The organism is Chitinophaga qingshengii (genome assembly GCF_014529935.1).
Lineage (GTDB): Bacteria > Bacteroidota > Bacteroidia > Chitinophagales > Chitinophagaceae > Chitinophaga > Chitinophaga qingshengii.
Map to the genome: position 1 here is coordinate 358,412 of NZ_JACVFC010000005.1, position 17,122 is coordinate 375,533.

Annotated in this window: 11 protein-coding genes; 8 read left to right on the top strand and 3 right to left on the bottom strand. The window is 50.5% G+C overall.

Annotated features, from left to right (window positions below):
• The first annotated feature begins 13 nt into the window (after nt 1–13).
• The 4 genes from ICL07_RS28495 (at nt 14) to ICL07_RS28510 (ending at nt 5,927) form a co-directional block, all read left to right on the top strand.
• Complete coding sequence (locus ICL07_RS28495) at nt 14–1,120, top strand: efflux RND transporter periplasmic adaptor subunit (protein WP_188091461.1); 1,107 nt, start codon at nt 14–16, stop codon at nt 1,118–1,120.
• A 21-nt stretch (nt 1,121–1,141) separates the two neighbouring features.
• Entirely contained in the window at nt 1,142–4,315 is a 3,174-nt protein-coding gene (locus ICL07_RS28500) for an efflux RND transporter permease subunit (protein ID WP_188091462.1), read from the top strand.
• A gap of 15 nt (nt 4,316–4,330) precedes the next feature.
• Nucleotides 4,331–5,095 carry a class I SAM-dependent methyltransferase gene (locus ICL07_RS28505; protein WP_188091463.1) on the top strand — a complete coding sequence of 255 codons (765 nt, stop codon included), beginning with the start codon at nt 4,331–4,333 and terminating at the stop codon, nt 5,093–5,095.
• A gap of 190 nt (nt 5,096–5,285) precedes the next feature.
• Nucleotides 5,286–5,927, top strand: coding sequence for an LbetaH domain-containing protein (locus ICL07_RS28510; protein WP_188091464.1), 642 nt, complete (start codon nt 5,286–5,288; stop codon nt 5,925–5,927).
• 77 nt (nt 5,928–6,004) lie between these two features.
• Here the strand turns inward: ICL07_RS28510 and ICL07_RS28515 are convergent, their stop codons facing one another.
• Together ICL07_RS28515 and ICL07_RS28520 are read right to left on the bottom strand one after the other, a co-directional pair.
• Complete coding sequence (locus tag ICL07_RS28515; RefSeq protein ID WP_343071130.1) at nt 6,005–8,929, bottom strand: FAD-binding and (Fe-S)-binding domain-containing protein; 2,925 nt, start codon at nt 8,927–8,929, stop codon at nt 6,005–6,007.
• A gap of 87 nt (nt 8,930–9,016) precedes the next feature.
• Nucleotides 9,017–9,916, bottom strand: coding sequence for a DUF72 domain-containing protein (locus ICL07_RS28520; RefSeq protein WP_188091465.1), 900 nt, complete (start codon nt 9,914–9,916; stop codon nt 9,017–9,019).
• A 183-nt stretch (nt 9,917–10,099) separates the two neighbouring features.
• Between ICL07_RS28520 and ICL07_RS28525 the strand changes: the two genes are divergently transcribed.
• From ICL07_RS28525 to ICL07_RS28535, 3 genes are read left to right on the top strand one after another with little or no spacing between them, the layout of a single operon-like run.
• Nucleotides 10,100–11,518 carry a glycogen synthase gene (locus tag ICL07_RS28525; RefSeq protein WP_188091466.1) on the top strand — a complete coding sequence of 473 codons (1,419 nt, stop codon included), beginning with the start codon at nt 10,100–10,102 and terminating at the stop codon, nt 11,516–11,518.
• A 53-nt stretch (nt 11,519–11,571) separates the two neighbouring features.
• Nucleotides 11,572–12,843: a glucose-1-phosphate adenylyltransferase gene (locus ICL07_RS28530; RefSeq protein WP_188091467.1), complete on the top strand. Its 1,272-nt coding sequence runs from the start codon at nt 11,572–11,574 to the stop codon at nt 12,841–12,843.
• Nucleotides 12,844–12,855: 12 nt separating this feature from the next.
• Nucleotides 12,856–14,325 (top strand): glycoside hydrolase family 130 protein, encoded by a 1,470-nt coding sequence (locus ICL07_RS28535; RefSeq protein WP_188091468.1) that lies wholly within the window; start codon nt 12,856–12,858, stop codon nt 14,323–14,325.
• Nucleotides 14,326–14,329: 4 nt separating this feature from the next.
• Here ICL07_RS28535 and ICL07_RS28540 read toward each other — a convergent pair whose 3' ends face one another.
• Nucleotides 14,330–15,331: a glycosyltransferase family 4 protein gene (locus ICL07_RS28540; protein ID WP_188091469.1), complete on the bottom strand. Its 1,002-nt coding sequence runs from the start codon at nt 15,329–15,331 to the stop codon at nt 14,330–14,332.
• Nucleotides 15,332–15,519: 188 nt separating this feature from the next.
• On the opposite strand from ICL07_RS28540, the gene bshC reads away from it, so the two are divergent.
• A complete protein-coding gene (bshC, locus tag ICL07_RS28545) occupies nt 15,520–17,100 on the top strand; it encodes a bacillithiol biosynthesis cysteine-adding enzyme BshC (protein ID WP_188091470.1) in 1,581 nt (526 codons plus the stop codon).
• Nucleotides 17,101–17,122 lie beyond the last annotated feature (22 nt).

A 17,122-nucleotide genomic window follows, 5' to 3' on the forward strand; every position in this document is an offset into this window, starting at 1 on the left:
TTGGATCATTATCATGGTTGCACTGCTGGGCACTGCCTGCGGTGGTGGAAAAAAACAACAGCAACAGGGCGCCATGATGGGCATGATGAAGGCGACCGTGGTGGCACAGGAGGTGGTACCGGCTTCCTACACCGTGCACACACAGTTCCCCGCTACCCTGATGGCGCACGATGAAGTAGCCATCCGCTCCGACGTGACCGGATACTTATCCGGTATCAAGGTGAAGGACGGCAGTATGGTGAAAAAAGGGCAGGCGCTGTATGAAATCGATAAAAGCCGTTATGTGGCCGCTTACGGCCAGGTAGCCGCTTCCCAGCAGCAGGCCGAAGCTGACCTGGCCCAGAAGGAAAAAGACTACGAACGATACAAAACCCTGCTGGACCACGACGCTATCTCCAAACAAACGGTGGATCAGGCCTATACCGCCATGCTCACATCGAAAGCCAACCTGGCGGCTGCCAAAGCAGCGGTGGCCAGGGCCGGCACGGATGTGAACCATGCGGTGATACGTGCTCCCGTCAGCGGTAGCATCGGTATCGTACAAATCAAGGTCGGCGATATCGTAAATGCCGGTCAAACCCTGATTAATACCCTCGTGAATGAACATCCCATCTTCGCGGATTTCGATGTGCCGCAGGCCAGTCTCCCGCAATTCCTGCGCATCCAGAAAGGACAAGGCGATGAGCGGTTCTTCATCAAATTCACCAGCGGGGAAACCTATGGCGAACAGGGAAAAATACAGGCTATCAACAATATTGTAGATCCGCAAACAGGTACCATCCGCGTGCGACTGGTATTTGATAATAAGGATAGCCAGCTGAAATCAGGGATGAGCTGTGTGGTGGTGATGCAGTATAGCACACCCGCCACCCAGGTGGCTATCCCCGCAAAAGCTATTGTACAGAACCTCTCCGAAACTTCCGTGATGACCCTCACGAAAGATAATGTGGTGCAGCCGGTACATATTACACCGGGTCCTATGGCAGATACCATGCTGATTGTGCAGGATGGCCTCAAAGCAGGCGACCGCATCGTGGTGGAAGGCGTACAGAAAGTAAGACCCGGAGATACCGTGAACGTAGCCGGTGCCACTCCTCCTCCTGCAGCAGGTAAACATTAATTCCTAAATCGCCGTCACAGTATGATTTCAAAAACTTTTATAGAGCGCAAGAATACTACGATAGTTATAGCCATCATCCTGGTGATTGTAGGGTTGATCTGTATGTTTAACCTGCCTATTGCCCAGCTGCCGGATATTGCGCCCCCCGTTACGGACGTAAGGGCCAACTATGTGGGTGCTAACTCCACCACTGTAGAAGAAACAGTGACCACGCCCATCGAAAACCAGGTCAACGGTACGCCCGGCGCCATGTACATACAGTCTGTAAGCGCCAACGATGGCTCCATGAGTATTACCGTTACCTTCAACCTGGGCACCGACCCGGATATCGCTACGCTCGACGTGCAGAACAGGGTGAGCCTCGCGCTGCCCAGTACTCCGGATGAGGTACGGCGTGTAGGGGTGACCGTTAAAAAACGTTCCAATGATATGTTGATGGTAATCGGGTTGAACTCGCCCAAAGGCAAACATACCCGTGAGTTCCTGGATAACTATAACAATATCTACCTCAAACCGGAACTGGCCCGTATTGCGGGTGTAGGCGACGTGAACGTTTTCTCCCAGGACTACAGTATGCGTGTATGGCTCAACCCGGATAAGATGGCGGCACTCAAACTCACCGCCGGCGATATTGCTCAGGCTATCTCCGAACAGAACCAGCAGGTACCTGCTGGTAGTATAGGAGCGCCGCCCATGTCGCATACCCAGGCCTTTGAATATACCGTGAGTGTGAAAGGCCGCCTGGCTACGTCTGAAGAGTTTGGTAACGTAGTAGTCGCCAAGAACCCCAATGGAGGCCTGGTGCGGCTCCGCGATGTGGCCCGTATCAACCTCGGCTCGTTTACCTACGCCATCGAGGCTACTGCCGATGGTAAAACCGGTAGCGGGTTGGCCATTTACCTGGCGCCCGGCGCTAATGCGCTCGATGTAAACGACAGGGTGGTAGCTAAAATGGAGGAACTGGCGAAATCTTTCCCGGACGATGTAAACTGGCTCATACCTTTTGAAACCACTTCTTTTGTAAAAATATCCATCGACGAAGTATTCCATACTTTCCTGGAAGCGCTGGCGCTGGTGGTGATCGTGGTGTTCGTGTTCCTTCAGAACTGGCGCGCCACTATCATCCCGATATTGGTCATCCCTATTTCACTGATCGGTACTTTTATCTTCTTCCAGCTGCTGGGCTTCTCTATCAATACCCTCACCCTGTTCGGTTTCGTACTGGCCATAGGTATTGTGGTGGATGATGCCATTGTAGTGGTGGAAGCGGTGCAGCATCATATTGATGCGGACCTGATGTCGCCGCGGGAAGCTACGTTTAAAGCCATGTCGGAAGTACAGGCGCCGGTAATTGCTATCGCCCTCATTCTGGCGGCGGTGTTTGTTCCGGTAGCGTTTATCCCCGGTGTAAGCGGCCGTTTGTATCAGCAGTTTGCACTCACCATCGCGTTCTCGGTGCTGCTATCGGCCTTCCTGGCCTTAACACTCACGCCGGCATTGACAGCCATCCTGTTACGACCCGCTCATCTCACCCAAAAATCCCATGGGATCAACAAGCTCTTCTATAAGTTCAACGAATGGTTTACCCGTGTAACGAACCGCTATGGTAACATGGTGATGCGTTCCATCCGTTTTACGCCGGTAGTGCTGATCATACTGGCGGTGTTGTTTGCCGGCGCTTTTTATCTTTTTAAGAAGACGCCCACCACCTTTGTTCCCCAGGAAGACATGGGCGCCCTCTTTATCGCGCTGGAGCTGCCGGAAGCGGCATCTACCCAACGCACCAAGGAAGTGGTGGCCGATATCAGCCACATCCTCAGCGGCGATAGCGCCGTGAATCACTTCTTCGGTATCACGGGAATGAACTTCGTGGCTAACGCGGCTAAACCCAACTCAGGTACCTTCTTCGTGAGCCTCAAACCCTGGGATGAACGTTATAAACACGGCGATGATATCAATACCGTGCTAGGCCGTATCCAGGGAGCTACAGCCCGTATTGTGGGCGCTACGATCATCGCCATCCCGGCGCCTACCCTGCGTGGTATGGGGACGTCGGGTGGTTTCTCCTTTATCCTCGAACAAAAAAGTAATCCGGATATCGGCCAGTTCATGCAGGTAATGGGACAGTTCCTGATGGCGGCCAACCAGCGCCCTGAAATTGCCCGCGCTTACGCGTTCTTCAGCGCCAATACACCGCAGTTTAATGTGGATGTGGACAGGGATAAGTGTAAACAATTAGGCGTTGCCGTGAGTGATGTGTTCGGCGCTTTACAAACTTTTCTCGGTGGGTTGTACGTCAATGACTTTACCCGCTTCAGCCGCAGCTTCCGCGTGGTGATGCAGGCGGACTCGCTGTATCGTACCAGTATCGATAACCTGGCGACTTATTATGTACGCAACAACGTAGGACAGATGGTACCACTCAGCGCACTCATCACCACCAAAAAAGGAGCGGGGGCGCCGGTAATCAACCACTTTAACCTGTATCGCTCTGTGGAAATAGATGGTGACAGCAAGGTGGGCTATAGTAGCGGCGACGCCATCAAGGCACTGCAGGAAGTAGCTGCTAAAGTGCTGCCGGAAAACTTCGGTTACGAATGGGCCAACGTATCCCTGCAGGAAATCAAGGCGGGTAACAGTAGTGTGCTCATCTTTATGTTGTCGATCCTGTTTGTGTTTCTGCTGCTCACGGCGTTGTATGAAAGCTGGTCGGTGCCCTTCTCGGTACTCCTGGCGGTTCCGGTGGCGTTGTTCGGTTCCATTGTGGCACTGTCGCTCACCAAACAGGCTAACAGCGTCTATTCCCAGATTGGTTTGATTACGCTCATCGGGTTGGCGGCTAAGAACGCTATCCTGATCGTAGAGTTTTGTAAAGAACGTGTGGACAGGGGCATGCCCTTGCTGGATGCCACGCTGGAAGCGGTGAAACTGCGTTTCCGGCCTATCCTGATGACATCTTTTGCGTTCATCCTCGGCGTGGTACCGCTGTGCCTGGCGAAGGGCGCCGGTGCTGCTTCCCGTGTTAACATAGGCTTCACCGTTATCGGCGGTATGCTGGCCGCCACGATCCTGGGAGTATTTACCGTACCTGTGTTGTACGTGCTCATCACCAAACTGGCCTACGGCAAGAAAAAACTGGCCGAACTGGAAGCGCACGGCAACGAGCAGAAGAAGCCCAAAGGACTGGGAGAATAATAGTAGTTTTGTTTTATGAAAAGTACAGAACGCTTCAGCAACAGGGTCGACAACTATGTAAAATACCGGCCACATTACCCCGTGGCAATCATACCATACCTGTGCGCTGAAGCGGGACTTACCCATCAGTCCGTGGTCGCGGATATTGGTTCCGGTACCGGTATTTCTGCAGCTCCCTTCCTGGATAATGGTAATACCGTTTACGCTGTAGAGCCCAATAAGGAAATGCGCGAGGCTGCTGAAAAATCACTGCTGAGGTATCCTAACTTCCATAGTATAACGGGAACGGCAGAACGAACCACGCTGCCGCACCACTCCGTAGACATGATCGTCGCAGGGCAGGCTTTTCACTGGTTCGACCAGGAGGCCACCGGCAAAGAGTTCCGGCGTATAGCGAAAGAAAATGCCTATGGGGTACTGATGTGGAATATACGGCAGATGGACACTCCCTTTGAAAAAGCCTACGAAAGCCTGCTGCATCAGCATGGGGTGGACTATAAAGACATGAAACACCGGAATATAAGTCCGGCACAGCTGGGCATCTTTTTTGCAGAAGGCTCCTTCCGGGAGAAAACTTTTCAAAATGCACAGCGTTTTGACTTCCCCGCGCTGAAAGGATTATTGTCCTCTTCATCGTATATGCCGGATCCGGAAAATCCCGGCTACACGGCTATGGTAAAGGATTTGGAAGATATTTTTGAGCAATACCAGGAAAACGGGATGGTCCTGTTCCGGTATGAAACAAAATTATATACAGGCTTAATAGCAGACACACGCTGAATGTGAAATTGTTTTCTATCTTTGCTGCCATCGGATAGTATAGTAAAAAAATTGAATAACCTTTTATAAACCTGTTAAACACAGGTCTTTTTAATGCCATATCGTAATTTGAAGCAGTACTTCATTGTTTATGCTGCTTTCCCGGCAATGAAAACACCTGAACGCATACACTATTATTAATCGAAACATTATGGGCTTTTGGGATAAAATCAGGATGGACCTGTCATGGTACAACGTTAAAAACGGCGTACCTACTGTACCTCGTGGCGGAAAAGGGAAGTTATTACTGCTGACTATTAAAAGGGCTTTAAAAAGTGAAGCCTTCCATGCAGTACTCTTATTCAGATTGTGCACCTACTTCCATAGTAAGCGGATAAAAATAATGACCTTTTATTATTCCAACCGTCTCAGGCGCCGCTATGGCTCTACGCTGGCCCATACGGCCGATGTCGCCGGCGGGCTCCGTTTACCGCATCCTTACGGCGTAATCATCGGCGGCCATGTTAAAATAGGCGCTATGACCACCATCGGGCAGCATGTAACCCTCGGTGGAAATTTCGGAAAAGCGAAAGGTAACAGAACCACGCCTGTCATTGGTAGCTGGTGTTTTATTTGTGCCGGCTCGGTGATCGCAGGCCCGGTTACCGTGGGAGACGATGTGGTGGTAGGCGCTAACTCTACGGTAAGTAAAGATGTGCCGGATCATGTGATCGGCGGGGGCAACCCGTTTGTGATCGGTAAAATGAAAGAACCAGGAGCAACAGTGGAACAGAATAAAATTCTGTATGCAAAATTTTATGGCTACCCCGATGAGGTAGTGAACCGATTTTGATTTGTAGATTTTTTGATTTACGGATTTCTTGATTTCGCGAAATCCAAAAATCCGTAAATCAAAAAATCCGTAAATGCTTAGGTCAGCGCGTCAAACAATATCTCTACCGGATGCAGCGCTTTTACGCCGGTACCGTCTTTTACCTGGTGGCGGCAACTGGTGCCTGGCGCGGCTATCAAGGTGCCTTCAGCGGCATTGCGCACGGCCGGGAACAATACCATTCCCCCGATTTCCATACTGAGATCATAGTGCTCTTTCTCATAACCGAAAGAACCTGCCATACCACAGCAGCCGGAAGGAATTACCTCCACGGTATAATGTTGCGGAATAGAGAGCATCTTTTTACTATGCAGGGCGGACGACAGTGCTTTCTGCTGGCAGTGCCCGTGCAGCTTGATCTGCTGCGGTTGTGTGGTAAACTGTGCTGCGGTAATATTTCCTTTGTCTGCTTCACTGGCAATAAATTCATCGATCAGGAAACAGTTTTTCGACAGCGTTTTCGCTTGTTCCCGCAGGTTTTCGCGCACCAGATCGGGGTATTCATCCCGGAAACTGAGGATAGCGGAGGGCTCTACACCCAGCAGCGGTGTATTGTCGTTAATAACGTTGCTGAATATACGCACATTTTCTTCGGCCAGCTCCCGTGCCTTGCGCAGCAAGCCCTTGGACATGTAGGCGCGGGCGCTTTCCGGGTGGTCGATCATTTTTACTTCATAACCCAGGCGATGCAGCAGTTGCACCGCTTTGATGCCAATCGGTGTATCATTATAGTTGGTGAACTCGTCGCAGAAAAGATATACGGTGCGGTTGCCGCTGCCTTGTTTTTCTTTCGGCCAGGTTTGTTTAAACCATTTCCGAAGGGTAGTATGGTGCAGACCCGGCAAAGAACGTTTAGGAGCGAAACCACTGAATTTCCGGATGATGCCGCCGGTAAAGCTATTGTTGATCAGGCCATTATAGATGCCTGGTGCGATGGCAGCCAAGCCGGAAAGCTTGGAGTAATTGCCGATCATTTTGGCACGCAGCGGTACGCCGTTGGCATCGTAGTAATGCTGGAGGAATTCCATTTTCAGCTTGGCCATATCTACGTTGGACGGGCATTCTGATTTACAGCCTTTACAAGCCAGGCAGAGGTCCAGTACTTCGTAGATTTCTTTATGGTCGAAGCGGTTTTCTTTGGTGGAATGTGTGAGAAACTCCCGCAGGATGTTGGCCCTGGCACGGGTGGTATCTTTTTCGTTGCGGGTGGCCATGTAGCTGGGGCACATGGTACCGCCGCTCAGTGGCGTTTTACGGCAGTCGCCGGAACCGTTGCACTGTTCGGCGTGTTGCAGCACCGTCTGTTCCGGGAAATGGAAGATAGTGTGGAAATCCGGGGTTTGCTGACCGGGCTCATACCGCAGCATGCTATTCATAGACGGCGTGTCTACAATTTTGTGGGGATTGAAGATGTTCTCCGGGTCCCAGGTGTATTTGATCTGCCGCAGCAGTTCATAGTTTTTTTCGCCCACCATCTGCCGGATAAATTCACCGCGTAAACGGCCATCGCCATGTTCGCCGCTGAGGGAGCCATGGTACTTTTTAACGAGGGTGGCAATTTCTTCCGCAATAGTTCTGAAGAGTTGATTGCCTGCTGCCGTTTTTAGGTTGATGATAGGGCGGAGATGGATTTCACCGCTGCCTGCGTGGGCGTAGTGCACGGCGTGCAGGTCATACTTTTGTAAGATAATATTGAAGTCCCGGATGAAGTCGGGGAGGTCTTCCACGGCAACGGCGGTGTCTTCAATTACCGGAACGGCTTTTTCGTCACCGGGGAGGTTACTGAGCAGCCCCAGTCCCGCTTTGCGCAGGGTCCAGATTTTTTTGGTATCGTCGCCAAACAGCAGGGGGAAATGATATCCCAGTCCGGCGGCGCGTAGCTGGGCTTCCAGCCTGCCGGCTATTTCCACCACTTCTTCCCGGGTATTACGGCAGAATTCCACCACCAGGATGGCGCCGGGATCGCCTTGTACGAAGAAGCGGTTTTTACGTTGTTCGATGTTGTCTTTGGTGCATTCCAGGATAAAATGGTCTATCAGTTCACTGGCGCTGGGTTTGTAGTCCATCACCTGGATATTGGCCCGCAGGGACTCGTCGATGGTATTAAAGTGAATGCATAGCAGCCCTACTTCTTTAGGAGGCAGGGGATCGATATGCAGCTTTATTTCTGTGATAAAAGCGAGGGTACCTTCAGAACCTGCGATCAGTTTGCAGAAGTTAAAATCTTCTGTACCGGCGGTGAAGGGGGCTGTTTCCAGCAGCATATCTACGGCATACCCCGTATTACGGCGGGGGATGCTTTTTTTAGGGAACTCGCGGCGTATTTCCTCCTGGTTGCGGTAATCGCTCAGCGTGCTGCGTATCTGTTGATAGATACGGGTTTCGAGGGTGTCCGGGCCTTCGCATTTGGCGTGGAAGGCTTCCGGATCGAGGGTGCCGAAAGTAACCTCTTCCCCGTTGCTGAGCAGGGCTTTTACTTCCAGCAGGTGTTCGCGGGTGCTGCCGTATACCACGCTGTTGGATCCGCAGGAATTGTTGCCCACCATACCGCCTATCATGGCGCGGTTGGCGGTGGAGGTTTCGGGGCCGAAGTAGAAGCCATAGGGCTTCAGGTACATGTTCAGCTCATCGCGGATAACGCCTGGCTGTACCCGTACCCAGTTTTCGGCGGTATTGAGTTCCAGTATTTTCGTAAAACGGCGGGACACATCGGTGATGATACCATTGCCTACTACCTGACCAGCCAGCGAGGTACCTGCAGTACGGGGTATCAGCGATGTTTTGTTGGTACGCGCAAAAGAGATAAGTTTTTGCAGGTCATCTGTTGATTCAGGGATGGCCACAGCCAGGGGCATCTCACGGTATGCCGACGCATCGGTGGCATAGAGTGTTCGCATGGTATCGTCTGTATAAAGCGTTCCTTCCAGTTCCTGGGCCAATTGTTCCAGCTTTTCGCGCATCATGGTATGTACCGGGTTTATGAGAGGGCGAAATTAATATTTCAGTCCGGCATTTTTTTATCTCTTGTAATGTATTCGTCAAAAAAAACACTATTCCTTTACAAATTGCGGTTTTTTTACCTGCAAACCACAAACGGCCTCTATCCGGTCGGCCAGGTAAGCGGCCAGGTCGGGCGACAGGGCTTCGTCATGCATATGCATAAAAAAGTAGATCTCCTGCAGACCTTTGTCCAGCCAATATTTGATCCGGTTGGCCCAATCGTCGATACGGGTATAGTCTGTCGGGTGCAGGCTGTTGCCCACAAAACGGATAAATATTTTAGGGACGGTAAGGTGCATATGGGCGCAGTCCCTTCTGCCGGCGGTATCGGTGATGATAGCGCCTATCTTTAACTCCTGTAGTTTTTCGAACAAATCCTGCCGCATGGCTTCATCTTCATACCATTCCTTGTGCCGTACTTCCAGGAAAAATTGAAGATCAGTAGGGAGGGAGGCGAGATAATCGTATAGGGCTTGCCGTTTGGCGGGCCCGTATTTGTCGCTCAGCTGCAGGAAGATAGGTCCCAGGTGTTTACCGAAGGCCAGCACGCCTTCCAGGAAAGAAGTGGTTTTAGGCCCTGCTGTAGCCTGGCTGAGGTTACTGAAATGACTGATGGCCTGCGGTACTTTGGGGCAGAACTTAAAATCCAGTCCTTTGGCGGCAGCATCCCATTTGGAAATGGTATCAGGACCGTAAATCTGGTAATGCGTGGCATTGAGCTCTATGCTGTTGAAATGATGCACGTATTCCGGGAGGAACAGCGCTTCTTTGGTGCCTTTGGGATAGATTTTGCCAATCCATTCCTTCCGGCCCCATTTGGCACAACCCAGGTAACACAGCGGTTTCTTAACGGGCTTGCCTTTCAGCACTTTTTTGTTGAACAGCGGTTCAGCAGGCAGTTTGAAATCCAGCTCTTCCAGCTCAGCTGGCGTAACACGACCAAAATCCATAAGCCGAAGTTTAAAGGAGTATACATGACAATCACCGGTAAAAAAGGGATAAGAGGAAGTACTGCAAATATACTAAAAGCCGGGGGCTATAATGGAAAAGAACACTGCGAAAATAAAATGGCCGAAACCCTTTGTTTTCTTGTTTTAAGCATTTAACTTAAGTTAGATTATCAATTATTTAGCATGGAGATTTTACACGTTAGCGCGGAATGTTACCCGGTAGCCAAAGTAGGTGGGCTCGGTGACGTGGTAGGGGCATTGCCCAAATACCAATACGAGCTGGGAGCCATCGCCAAAGTGGTGGTGCCGGCCTACAGGAACAAATACTATGATACACATGAATTTGATGTGGTACACCAGGCCGGTATGTGGCTGGGCCATGACTGGTACCATTTCAATGTTTTAAAGGAACGCAGTAATGAACTGGGATTTGATTTGTACCTGGTAGATATTCCCGGTTTGCTGGATACCCCCGGCGTTTACGGTTATCCTAATGATACGGAGCGGTTTCTGGCATTTCAGATAGCGGTGCTGGACTGGATCAATGAGTGGAACCATCTGCCGGATGTGGTGCATTGTCATGATCATCATACCGGCCTGATACCTTTCCTGATGAGTTACGGTTATAAGTATGAGCGCATGAAGGAAGTGCCTTCTGTGCTCACCATCCACAATGCCCAGTACCAGGGACAGTTTGGATGGGATAAACTGTATCTCATCCCGTCTTTCGATCTGTGGAAGTCCGGTCTGCTGGATTGGGGCGGCGCCATCAACCCGCTGGCCGCCGCTATCAAATGTGCCTGGCGCGTGACTACGGTATCGCCGGGTTATCTGGAAGAACTGTATAGTAACGCCAACGGCCTGGAATGGCTGATCAACCACGAGAGAGCGAAAACCGCAGGCATCATCAACGGTATTGATACCACCGTGTGGGACCCCGCCACAGATACCATGGTGCCGGCCCATTTCGACCTGGATACCGTGACTGAGGGAAAAAAAGAGAATAAACAAACCCTTTGTGAACGCTTCGGCCTCGATGCATCATTGCCGTTGGTATCGTTTATCGGCCGGCTGGTAGGCGACAAGGGAGCCGACCTGTTGCCCGATATCATCAACCGTTCCCTCCACGAGCTGCCCGGTGAGGTAAACTTCCTCGTACTGGGTAGCGGAGATCCACATGTGGAATGGTTACTACAACAAACCCGTAATGAAGTGAGTTATGGTTTTAATCTGCATATCGGCTATAATGAAGCACTGTCACACCTCATCTATGCCGGCAGTGATTTTCTGCTGATGCCTTCCAGGGTGGAGCCCTGTGGCCTCAACCAGTTGTATGCCCTGCGTTACGGCACGGTGCCGATGGTACGCAGTACCGGCGGATTAAAAGATACCGTCGCCGATTTTGGAGACCCCGGCGGTTTTGGCATACGTTTTAATCAGGCTGGGGTATGGGATGCCTGTTACTCCGTAAAACGTGCCGTGGAACTGTTCAACGACACCGCCCACCTGTCGGAAATACGTCAGCGCGGGATGCGGCTCAATCATTCCTGGGGACGCTCCGCCCAGCAGTACCTCGATGTTTATAACAGTATGAAAGGATAATTATCACGAGCAGATAGCACTGCGATTTCCTAATCTAAACCAACGTCCACACTATGACTAAAGATGTAATATCCATTATTCTCGGAGGCGGTGCAGGTACCCGTCTATATCCCCTTACCCGTCGCCGGTCCAAACCGGCAGTGCCCCTTGCTGGTAAATACAGACTGGTGGATATTCCCATCTCCAACTGCCTGAACGCGGAACTGAACCGTATTTTCGTTTTAACCCAGTTCAACTCCGCCTCGCTGAACAAACACATCAAAAACTCCTACCATTTCAGCCATTTCGACAAAGGTTTTGTAGACATCCTGGCGGCGGAGCAAACGCCGGACAACCCCACCTGGTACCAGGGTACCGCCGATGCCGTAAGGCAGTGTCTGCACCATGTGGAAAATCTGGAGTTCAAATATGTGCTGATCCTTTCGGGTGATCAGTTATACCAGATGGATTTCCGGGAGATGATCCAAAATCATATTGAAACCGGGGCGGAAATTTCCATTGCTACCATTCCGGTAGCCGCCAAAGATGCATCTGACTTCGGTATCCTGAAAACAGATGCATCGGGCGCTATCGTTTCTTTTACAGAGAAACCCTCACAGGAGGTACTGCCTCCCTGGGCTTCCGAAGTAAGCGCAGAGATGAAGCAGGCCGGACGGCTATACCTGGCCAGTATGGGTATCTATATCTTCAGCAGGGACGTACTCTTCGATATACTGGGCAAACACCCGGAGGCGGCAGATTTCGGCAAACAGGTGATTCCTGATGCCATCGAAGCCAAAGCCCGCGTATTCAGCTACCAATACGAAGGTTACTGGACCGACATCGGTAATATCTCCTCTTTCTGGGAAGCCAACATCGGGCTGACAGACGATATACCCCAGTTTAACCTCTTTAACGAATCGCAAACCATCTACTCCCGTGCAAGGATGTTGCCCCCCGCCAAAATATCCGGCACTATGGAGAAAACAATCATAGCCGATGGTTGTATTATTATGGCAAGCCGGTTGGAACGTTGTGTAGTGGGTATCCGTACCCGCATCGGCAACGGATCGGTCATCTCCAATACCTATATCATGGGGAGCGACTACTACCAGACCCTCGACGAACTGGACAGGGCCAATGCAGAAGGACGCCCACCCATGGGAATAGGGGAGAATTGTGTGATTGACAGGGCTATCATTGATAAGAACTGCAGTATCGGAAACAACGTACACATCAAAGGTGGAGACCATCTCCCGGATGGCGACTTTGAGAAATATACGGTGAAAGACGGCATTGTTGTTGTTAAAAAAGGAGTAGTCCTGCCGGACGGATTCAACATCTAACAAAACAATACCATGCGACTGTCAATTGAGCGGAAATCTACCAAGATCTATCCTGATCTGAAAAGGGTGGTAGCCAGGTTTTTTTTCAATGGAGAAGCCAGGGCAAAGTCCATCATTCAGCATGTCGCCGCCATGAGCGATGAGCAGGTGGAAATAACGATAACGCCTATACTGAGAGAGTTTTCCAGGCGTCATCGCAACATCACCCGCATCTTTGAAAAACATGCCGACCGGATCCGGCATCTTTTTGCAGCCGTACATGTCAAATATGATAACTTGTCTTTGAAAAGAAAACTGTTGACAGGGTCGTATCTCACCAATGAATATTCCATTGAATCAGCAGCTTTTTTTAATCCCTCGGTGATCGAAGATGTGGACCAAAGCGGATTGGAAGAAGGACAGAAAAGGATCATCCTTAGTTTTCGTGCGGTAGGGGAAGGACATATCTCGTCTATCGCTTTCCGTAGCGGCGTCATTGACCGTAATAATGAGATTGCCCTGCAGCCGTCGGGCAACTATGTGGATGAGGCGGAAGTGATCCGTAACGCCACCTATAAAAAAGAGACTTTTTTTCAGAACGCCGTTTCCATTAAACTGCCGGACCCGCTGATGCAGGAGGTCATGAGCACGCTGCCCGACGAGTTTGAATACATTTCCCTGAAAAAAGTGATCCGGGAAATGCAGCAACGCCACCAGGCGGATCATCTCGTGAAAAAGGCGCTGGAAAGGTTGCTCTGGCTGGCAGATTCCTATTACGAGCTGAACTTCTCGCTGGATACCGATATTTCCGACCGGGTTATCTTCCCCTACTCCGATGCGGAAAGCCGCGGCATAGAAGATGCCCGCTTCGTAAAATACCAGGAAGAAGATGGCAGTATTATCTATTATGCTACCTATACGGCTTTTGATGGGGTCACCATACAGCCTAAACTCCTTTCTACGGAAGACTTTTATAATTTTAAAATCATGCCCTTGTATGGAGAGGGGGCCCAGAATAAAAACCTGGCCCTCTTTCCCCGCAAGATCAAAGGGAAATATGTGATGATATCCCGTATCGATGGTATCAACGGGTATATTATGTATTCGGATAAAATCAATATCTGGGAGAACCCACAGATCCTGTATACCCCCAAATACCCCTGGGAATTTGTGCAGGTGGGCAACTGCGGCTCTCCGATAGAAACCCCTGACGGATGGCTGGTGATCACCCATGGCGTAGGCCCCATGCGTACCTACTGTGTAGGCGCCAGCCTGCTGGACCTGGACGATCCCGGCACGGAGATCGGCCGCCTGAAAGAACCACTGCTCATGCCCAACAAGGACGAAAGGGAAGGATATGTGCCCAACGTGCTCTACTCCTGCGGCTCTATTGTTCATAACGATGAACTGATCATCCCATACGGCCTTTCCGACTATGCTTCCGGCTTCGCTACGGTGAACCTCGAAAAACTGCTGACCCAGATCAAGGCAGACGGCATCTGATCTTCTAAAGAGAACGGTATATTTTAAGGTATTCCTCCGTCATCCGGTCGGTGGTAAAATGTTCGTATGCGTGCAGGTGACAGGCGTAGCGATCTATCTGGTCCAGCGCTTCCACGGCGGCGGCAGCCTCCTCAACGGTATTTACCAGAAAACCGGTACGCTCATGGAGGATCAGCTCCGGCATAGATCCCCTGTTAAAAGCGATGACCGGTGTGCCACATAACATCGCCTCTGCTACACTAAGACCAAAAGGTTCATTGAAATGAATAGGATGCAGCAAAGCGCTGGCGTTGCCCAATAACTCGCTGCGCGCGGGACCGCCTACCGCGCCCAGGTAATATATTTGTTCATCATCAATATAAGGTTGCACCATCTCTTCAAAATATTCCCGCTGCTGGATAATACCCGCTATCAATAATGGGCGGTTGGTTTGCAGGGCTATTTGTATGGCATCATGGGTGCCCTTGTCGGGATGAATGCGGCCATAATACAGCAGATAGCCGTCGGAGATGGGATTGAAGGCAAAATCCTCTGTCCGGACGCCATTATACACGGTGGCTTTATAATGCAGGGCAGGGTGGCGGTCAGCGTGACTAATGGACACATAATGCCCTATATGATTATAACGCTGATATACCGGGACAATCTTTTCAGAAGAAAAACCATGGATGGTGGTGATCATGGGAGTACCTATCAGGCGGGAATAGGTGAGCGGCAGAAAATCAAAGTGATTATGAATAAGATCAAAATGATGCGCCCGTTCCATCAGGTAGCTGATGTGCATACATTCATTGACTTTGGCATCTGCCGTAGGGTCTTCCTCATAACCCTGCCGGCATATCCAGGCTAGTTTGCCTTGTGTGAGCGAGTCGCCGGTGGCGAAGAGGGTTACGTCTGCGCCACGCGCTATCAGTCCTTCTGCCAGATTAGAGGCCATCTGCTCCCAGGGGCCATAGTGCCGGGGTGGGGTTCGCCATGCTACCGGCGAAAGGATTGCTATCTTCATCGTGTTTCCGGTTTCCTGGGTAAAAGATGGCAAATTCCAATCCATAATTGCTAACACCCGCCTATCAAATTTCAGGAGTAAAAATCCTGAAATCACAATTTCTTCTCTAACTTCGTACATTCAAAAGTTTCGATGTATTTAAATTATATCTGTTACTTTTATTGATCATTTGTAATTCGACACGTAATATGCTCGAGTATATTCCTTATGGGAAGACAGGCTATTTTAATCAGCTGGTAACAGATTTTTTAGCAGAAGCGCCACAGATAAGACCTTTCTACACTTATTCCCCGGTAAAGCCGGACTTTACGGCCGCTATAGCCGCCCGGCAGCAGTTTAACACCCCGAGATCCGCCCTGGTAGCTGCCCTTCAGCAGCAATACCAACACCTGGAGCCGGTGAAAGCGGTGCAGGACAACATCACCCGCCTCGCCGACCCTCAAACGTTTACCGTCACCACCGCTCACCAACCCAATATATTTACCGGTTACCTGTATTTTGTTTATAAGATACTGCAGGCGGTAAAACTTTGCCAGGAACTGCAACAGCAATATCCTCAGCATCATTTTGTACCGGTATATTATATGGGCAGTGAAGATGCGGACCTCGACGAACTGGGCAGCATTTACCTGGAAGGTAAAACGCTGACCTGGGCTGCCGGTCAGCAAGGCGCCGTAGGCCGCATGCATCCGGAAGGGCTGGAACAACTGATTGCACAGATAAAAGATGCCCTGGGGTATGCTCCGCATGCAGGGGAGTTACTGGACCTGCTACGTAAGGCTTACCTGGAACACCGCAATATCCAGGATGCTACCTTATACCTGGTACACGCGCTCTTTGGCCGCTTTGGCCTGGTAACCCTGGTACCCGACAGCCAGGCGTTGAAACGCCTGTATATCCCTGTCATGAAGGATGAACTGTTCCAACAGGCGTCTCATACGATTGTCAACAATACCCTGGAACAACTGGGGACACATTATAAAGTACAAGCCAATCCCCGGGAAATTAACCTGTTTTACCTGAAGGACGATATGCGGGAACGCATCGTGCAGGAGGGGGAGCAGTGGAAAGTATTACACACCTCGTTGAAATTTGACGCTATTGCCCTGGAAAATGAGCTGGAAACACATCCGGAACGTTTCAGTCCCAATGTGATCCTGCGGGGTATGTTCCAGGAAACCATCCTGCCCAATATCGCCTTTATTGGCGGCGGCGGCGAAATCGCCTACTGGCTGGAACTGAAAGGACTGTTTGCGCATTATAAGGTGCCTTATCCGATATTATTGTTACGTAACTCCCTGTTACTGACCGACGAGCTGTCGGCTCAACGGCTGGATAAACTAGGCATCACCACCGCTGAGTTGTTCGCTCCTACGGATGATATCGTGAACGCCTATGTGAAAAAACATACGAATGCCTCGCTGGTGCTGAAAGATGAATACGCCGCTATCGAAAAATTATTTGATGCGCTGGAAGAAAAGGCCCATAGTATCGATATTACGCTGGTCGCCAGTACCGGTGCGGAAAGAAGCCGTGCATTAAAATCTATCGGTAAACTGGAACACAAATTCCTCCGGGCCGAAAAGAAAAAATTCGCCTGGCAGACAGACCAGATCAAGCAGGTGAAAAATAGACTGTTTCCCGGCGGCTCCCTGCAGGAACGAAAAGAAAATTTTATGCCCTGGTATGCTACTGAAGGCCCGGCCTTCCTGGACCGTGTGCTGGCCGCATTGACACCAGTAACGGACCAGTTTACGATTGTTAAATAATTTACGAATTTACGGATTTGCG

Bases quoted from the DNA above. Each gene is read 5' to 3' on its own strand.
- ICL07_RS28535 (WP_188091468.1), top strand. From the start codon at position 12,856: ATGCGACTGTCAATTGAGCGGAAATCTACCAAGATCTATCCTGATCTG.
- ICL07_RS28525 (WP_188091466.1), top strand. From the start codon at position 10,100: ATGGAGATTTTACACGTTAGCGCGGAATGTTACCCGGTAGCCAAAGTA.
- bshC (WP_188091470.1), top strand. From the start codon at position 15,520: ATGCTCGAGTATATTCCTTATGGGAAGACAGGCTATTTTAATCAGCTG.
- ICL07_RS28515 (WP_343071130.1), bottom strand. From the start codon at position 8,929: ATGATGCGCGAAAAGCTGGAACAATTGGCCCAGGAACTGGAAGGAACG.
- ICL07_RS28510 (WP_188091464.1), top strand. From the start codon at position 5,286: ATGGGCTTTTGGGATAAAATCAGGATGGACCTGTCATGGTACAACGTT.
- ICL07_RS28505 (WP_188091463.1), top strand. From the start codon at position 4,331: ATGAAAAGTACAGAACGCTTCAGCAACAGGGTCGACAACTATGTAAAA.
- ICL07_RS28540 (WP_188091469.1), bottom strand. From the start codon at position 15,331: ATGAAGATAGCAATCCTTTCGCCGGTAGCATGGCGAACCCCACCCCGG.
- ICL07_RS28520 (WP_188091465.1), bottom strand. From the start codon at position 9,916: ATGGATTTTGGTCGTGTTACGCCAGCTGAGCTGGAAGAGCTGGATTTC.
- ICL07_RS28500 (WP_188091462.1), top strand. From the start codon at position 1,142: ATGATTTCAAAAACTTTTATAGAGCGCAAGAATACTACGATAGTTATA.
- ICL07_RS28495 (WP_188091461.1), top strand. From the start codon at position 14: ATGGTTGCACTGCTGGGCACTGCCTGCGGTGGTGGAAAAAAACAACAG.
- ICL07_RS28530 (WP_188091467.1), top strand. From the start codon at position 11,572: ATGACTAAAGATGTAATATCCATTATTCTCGGAGGCGGTGCAGGTACC.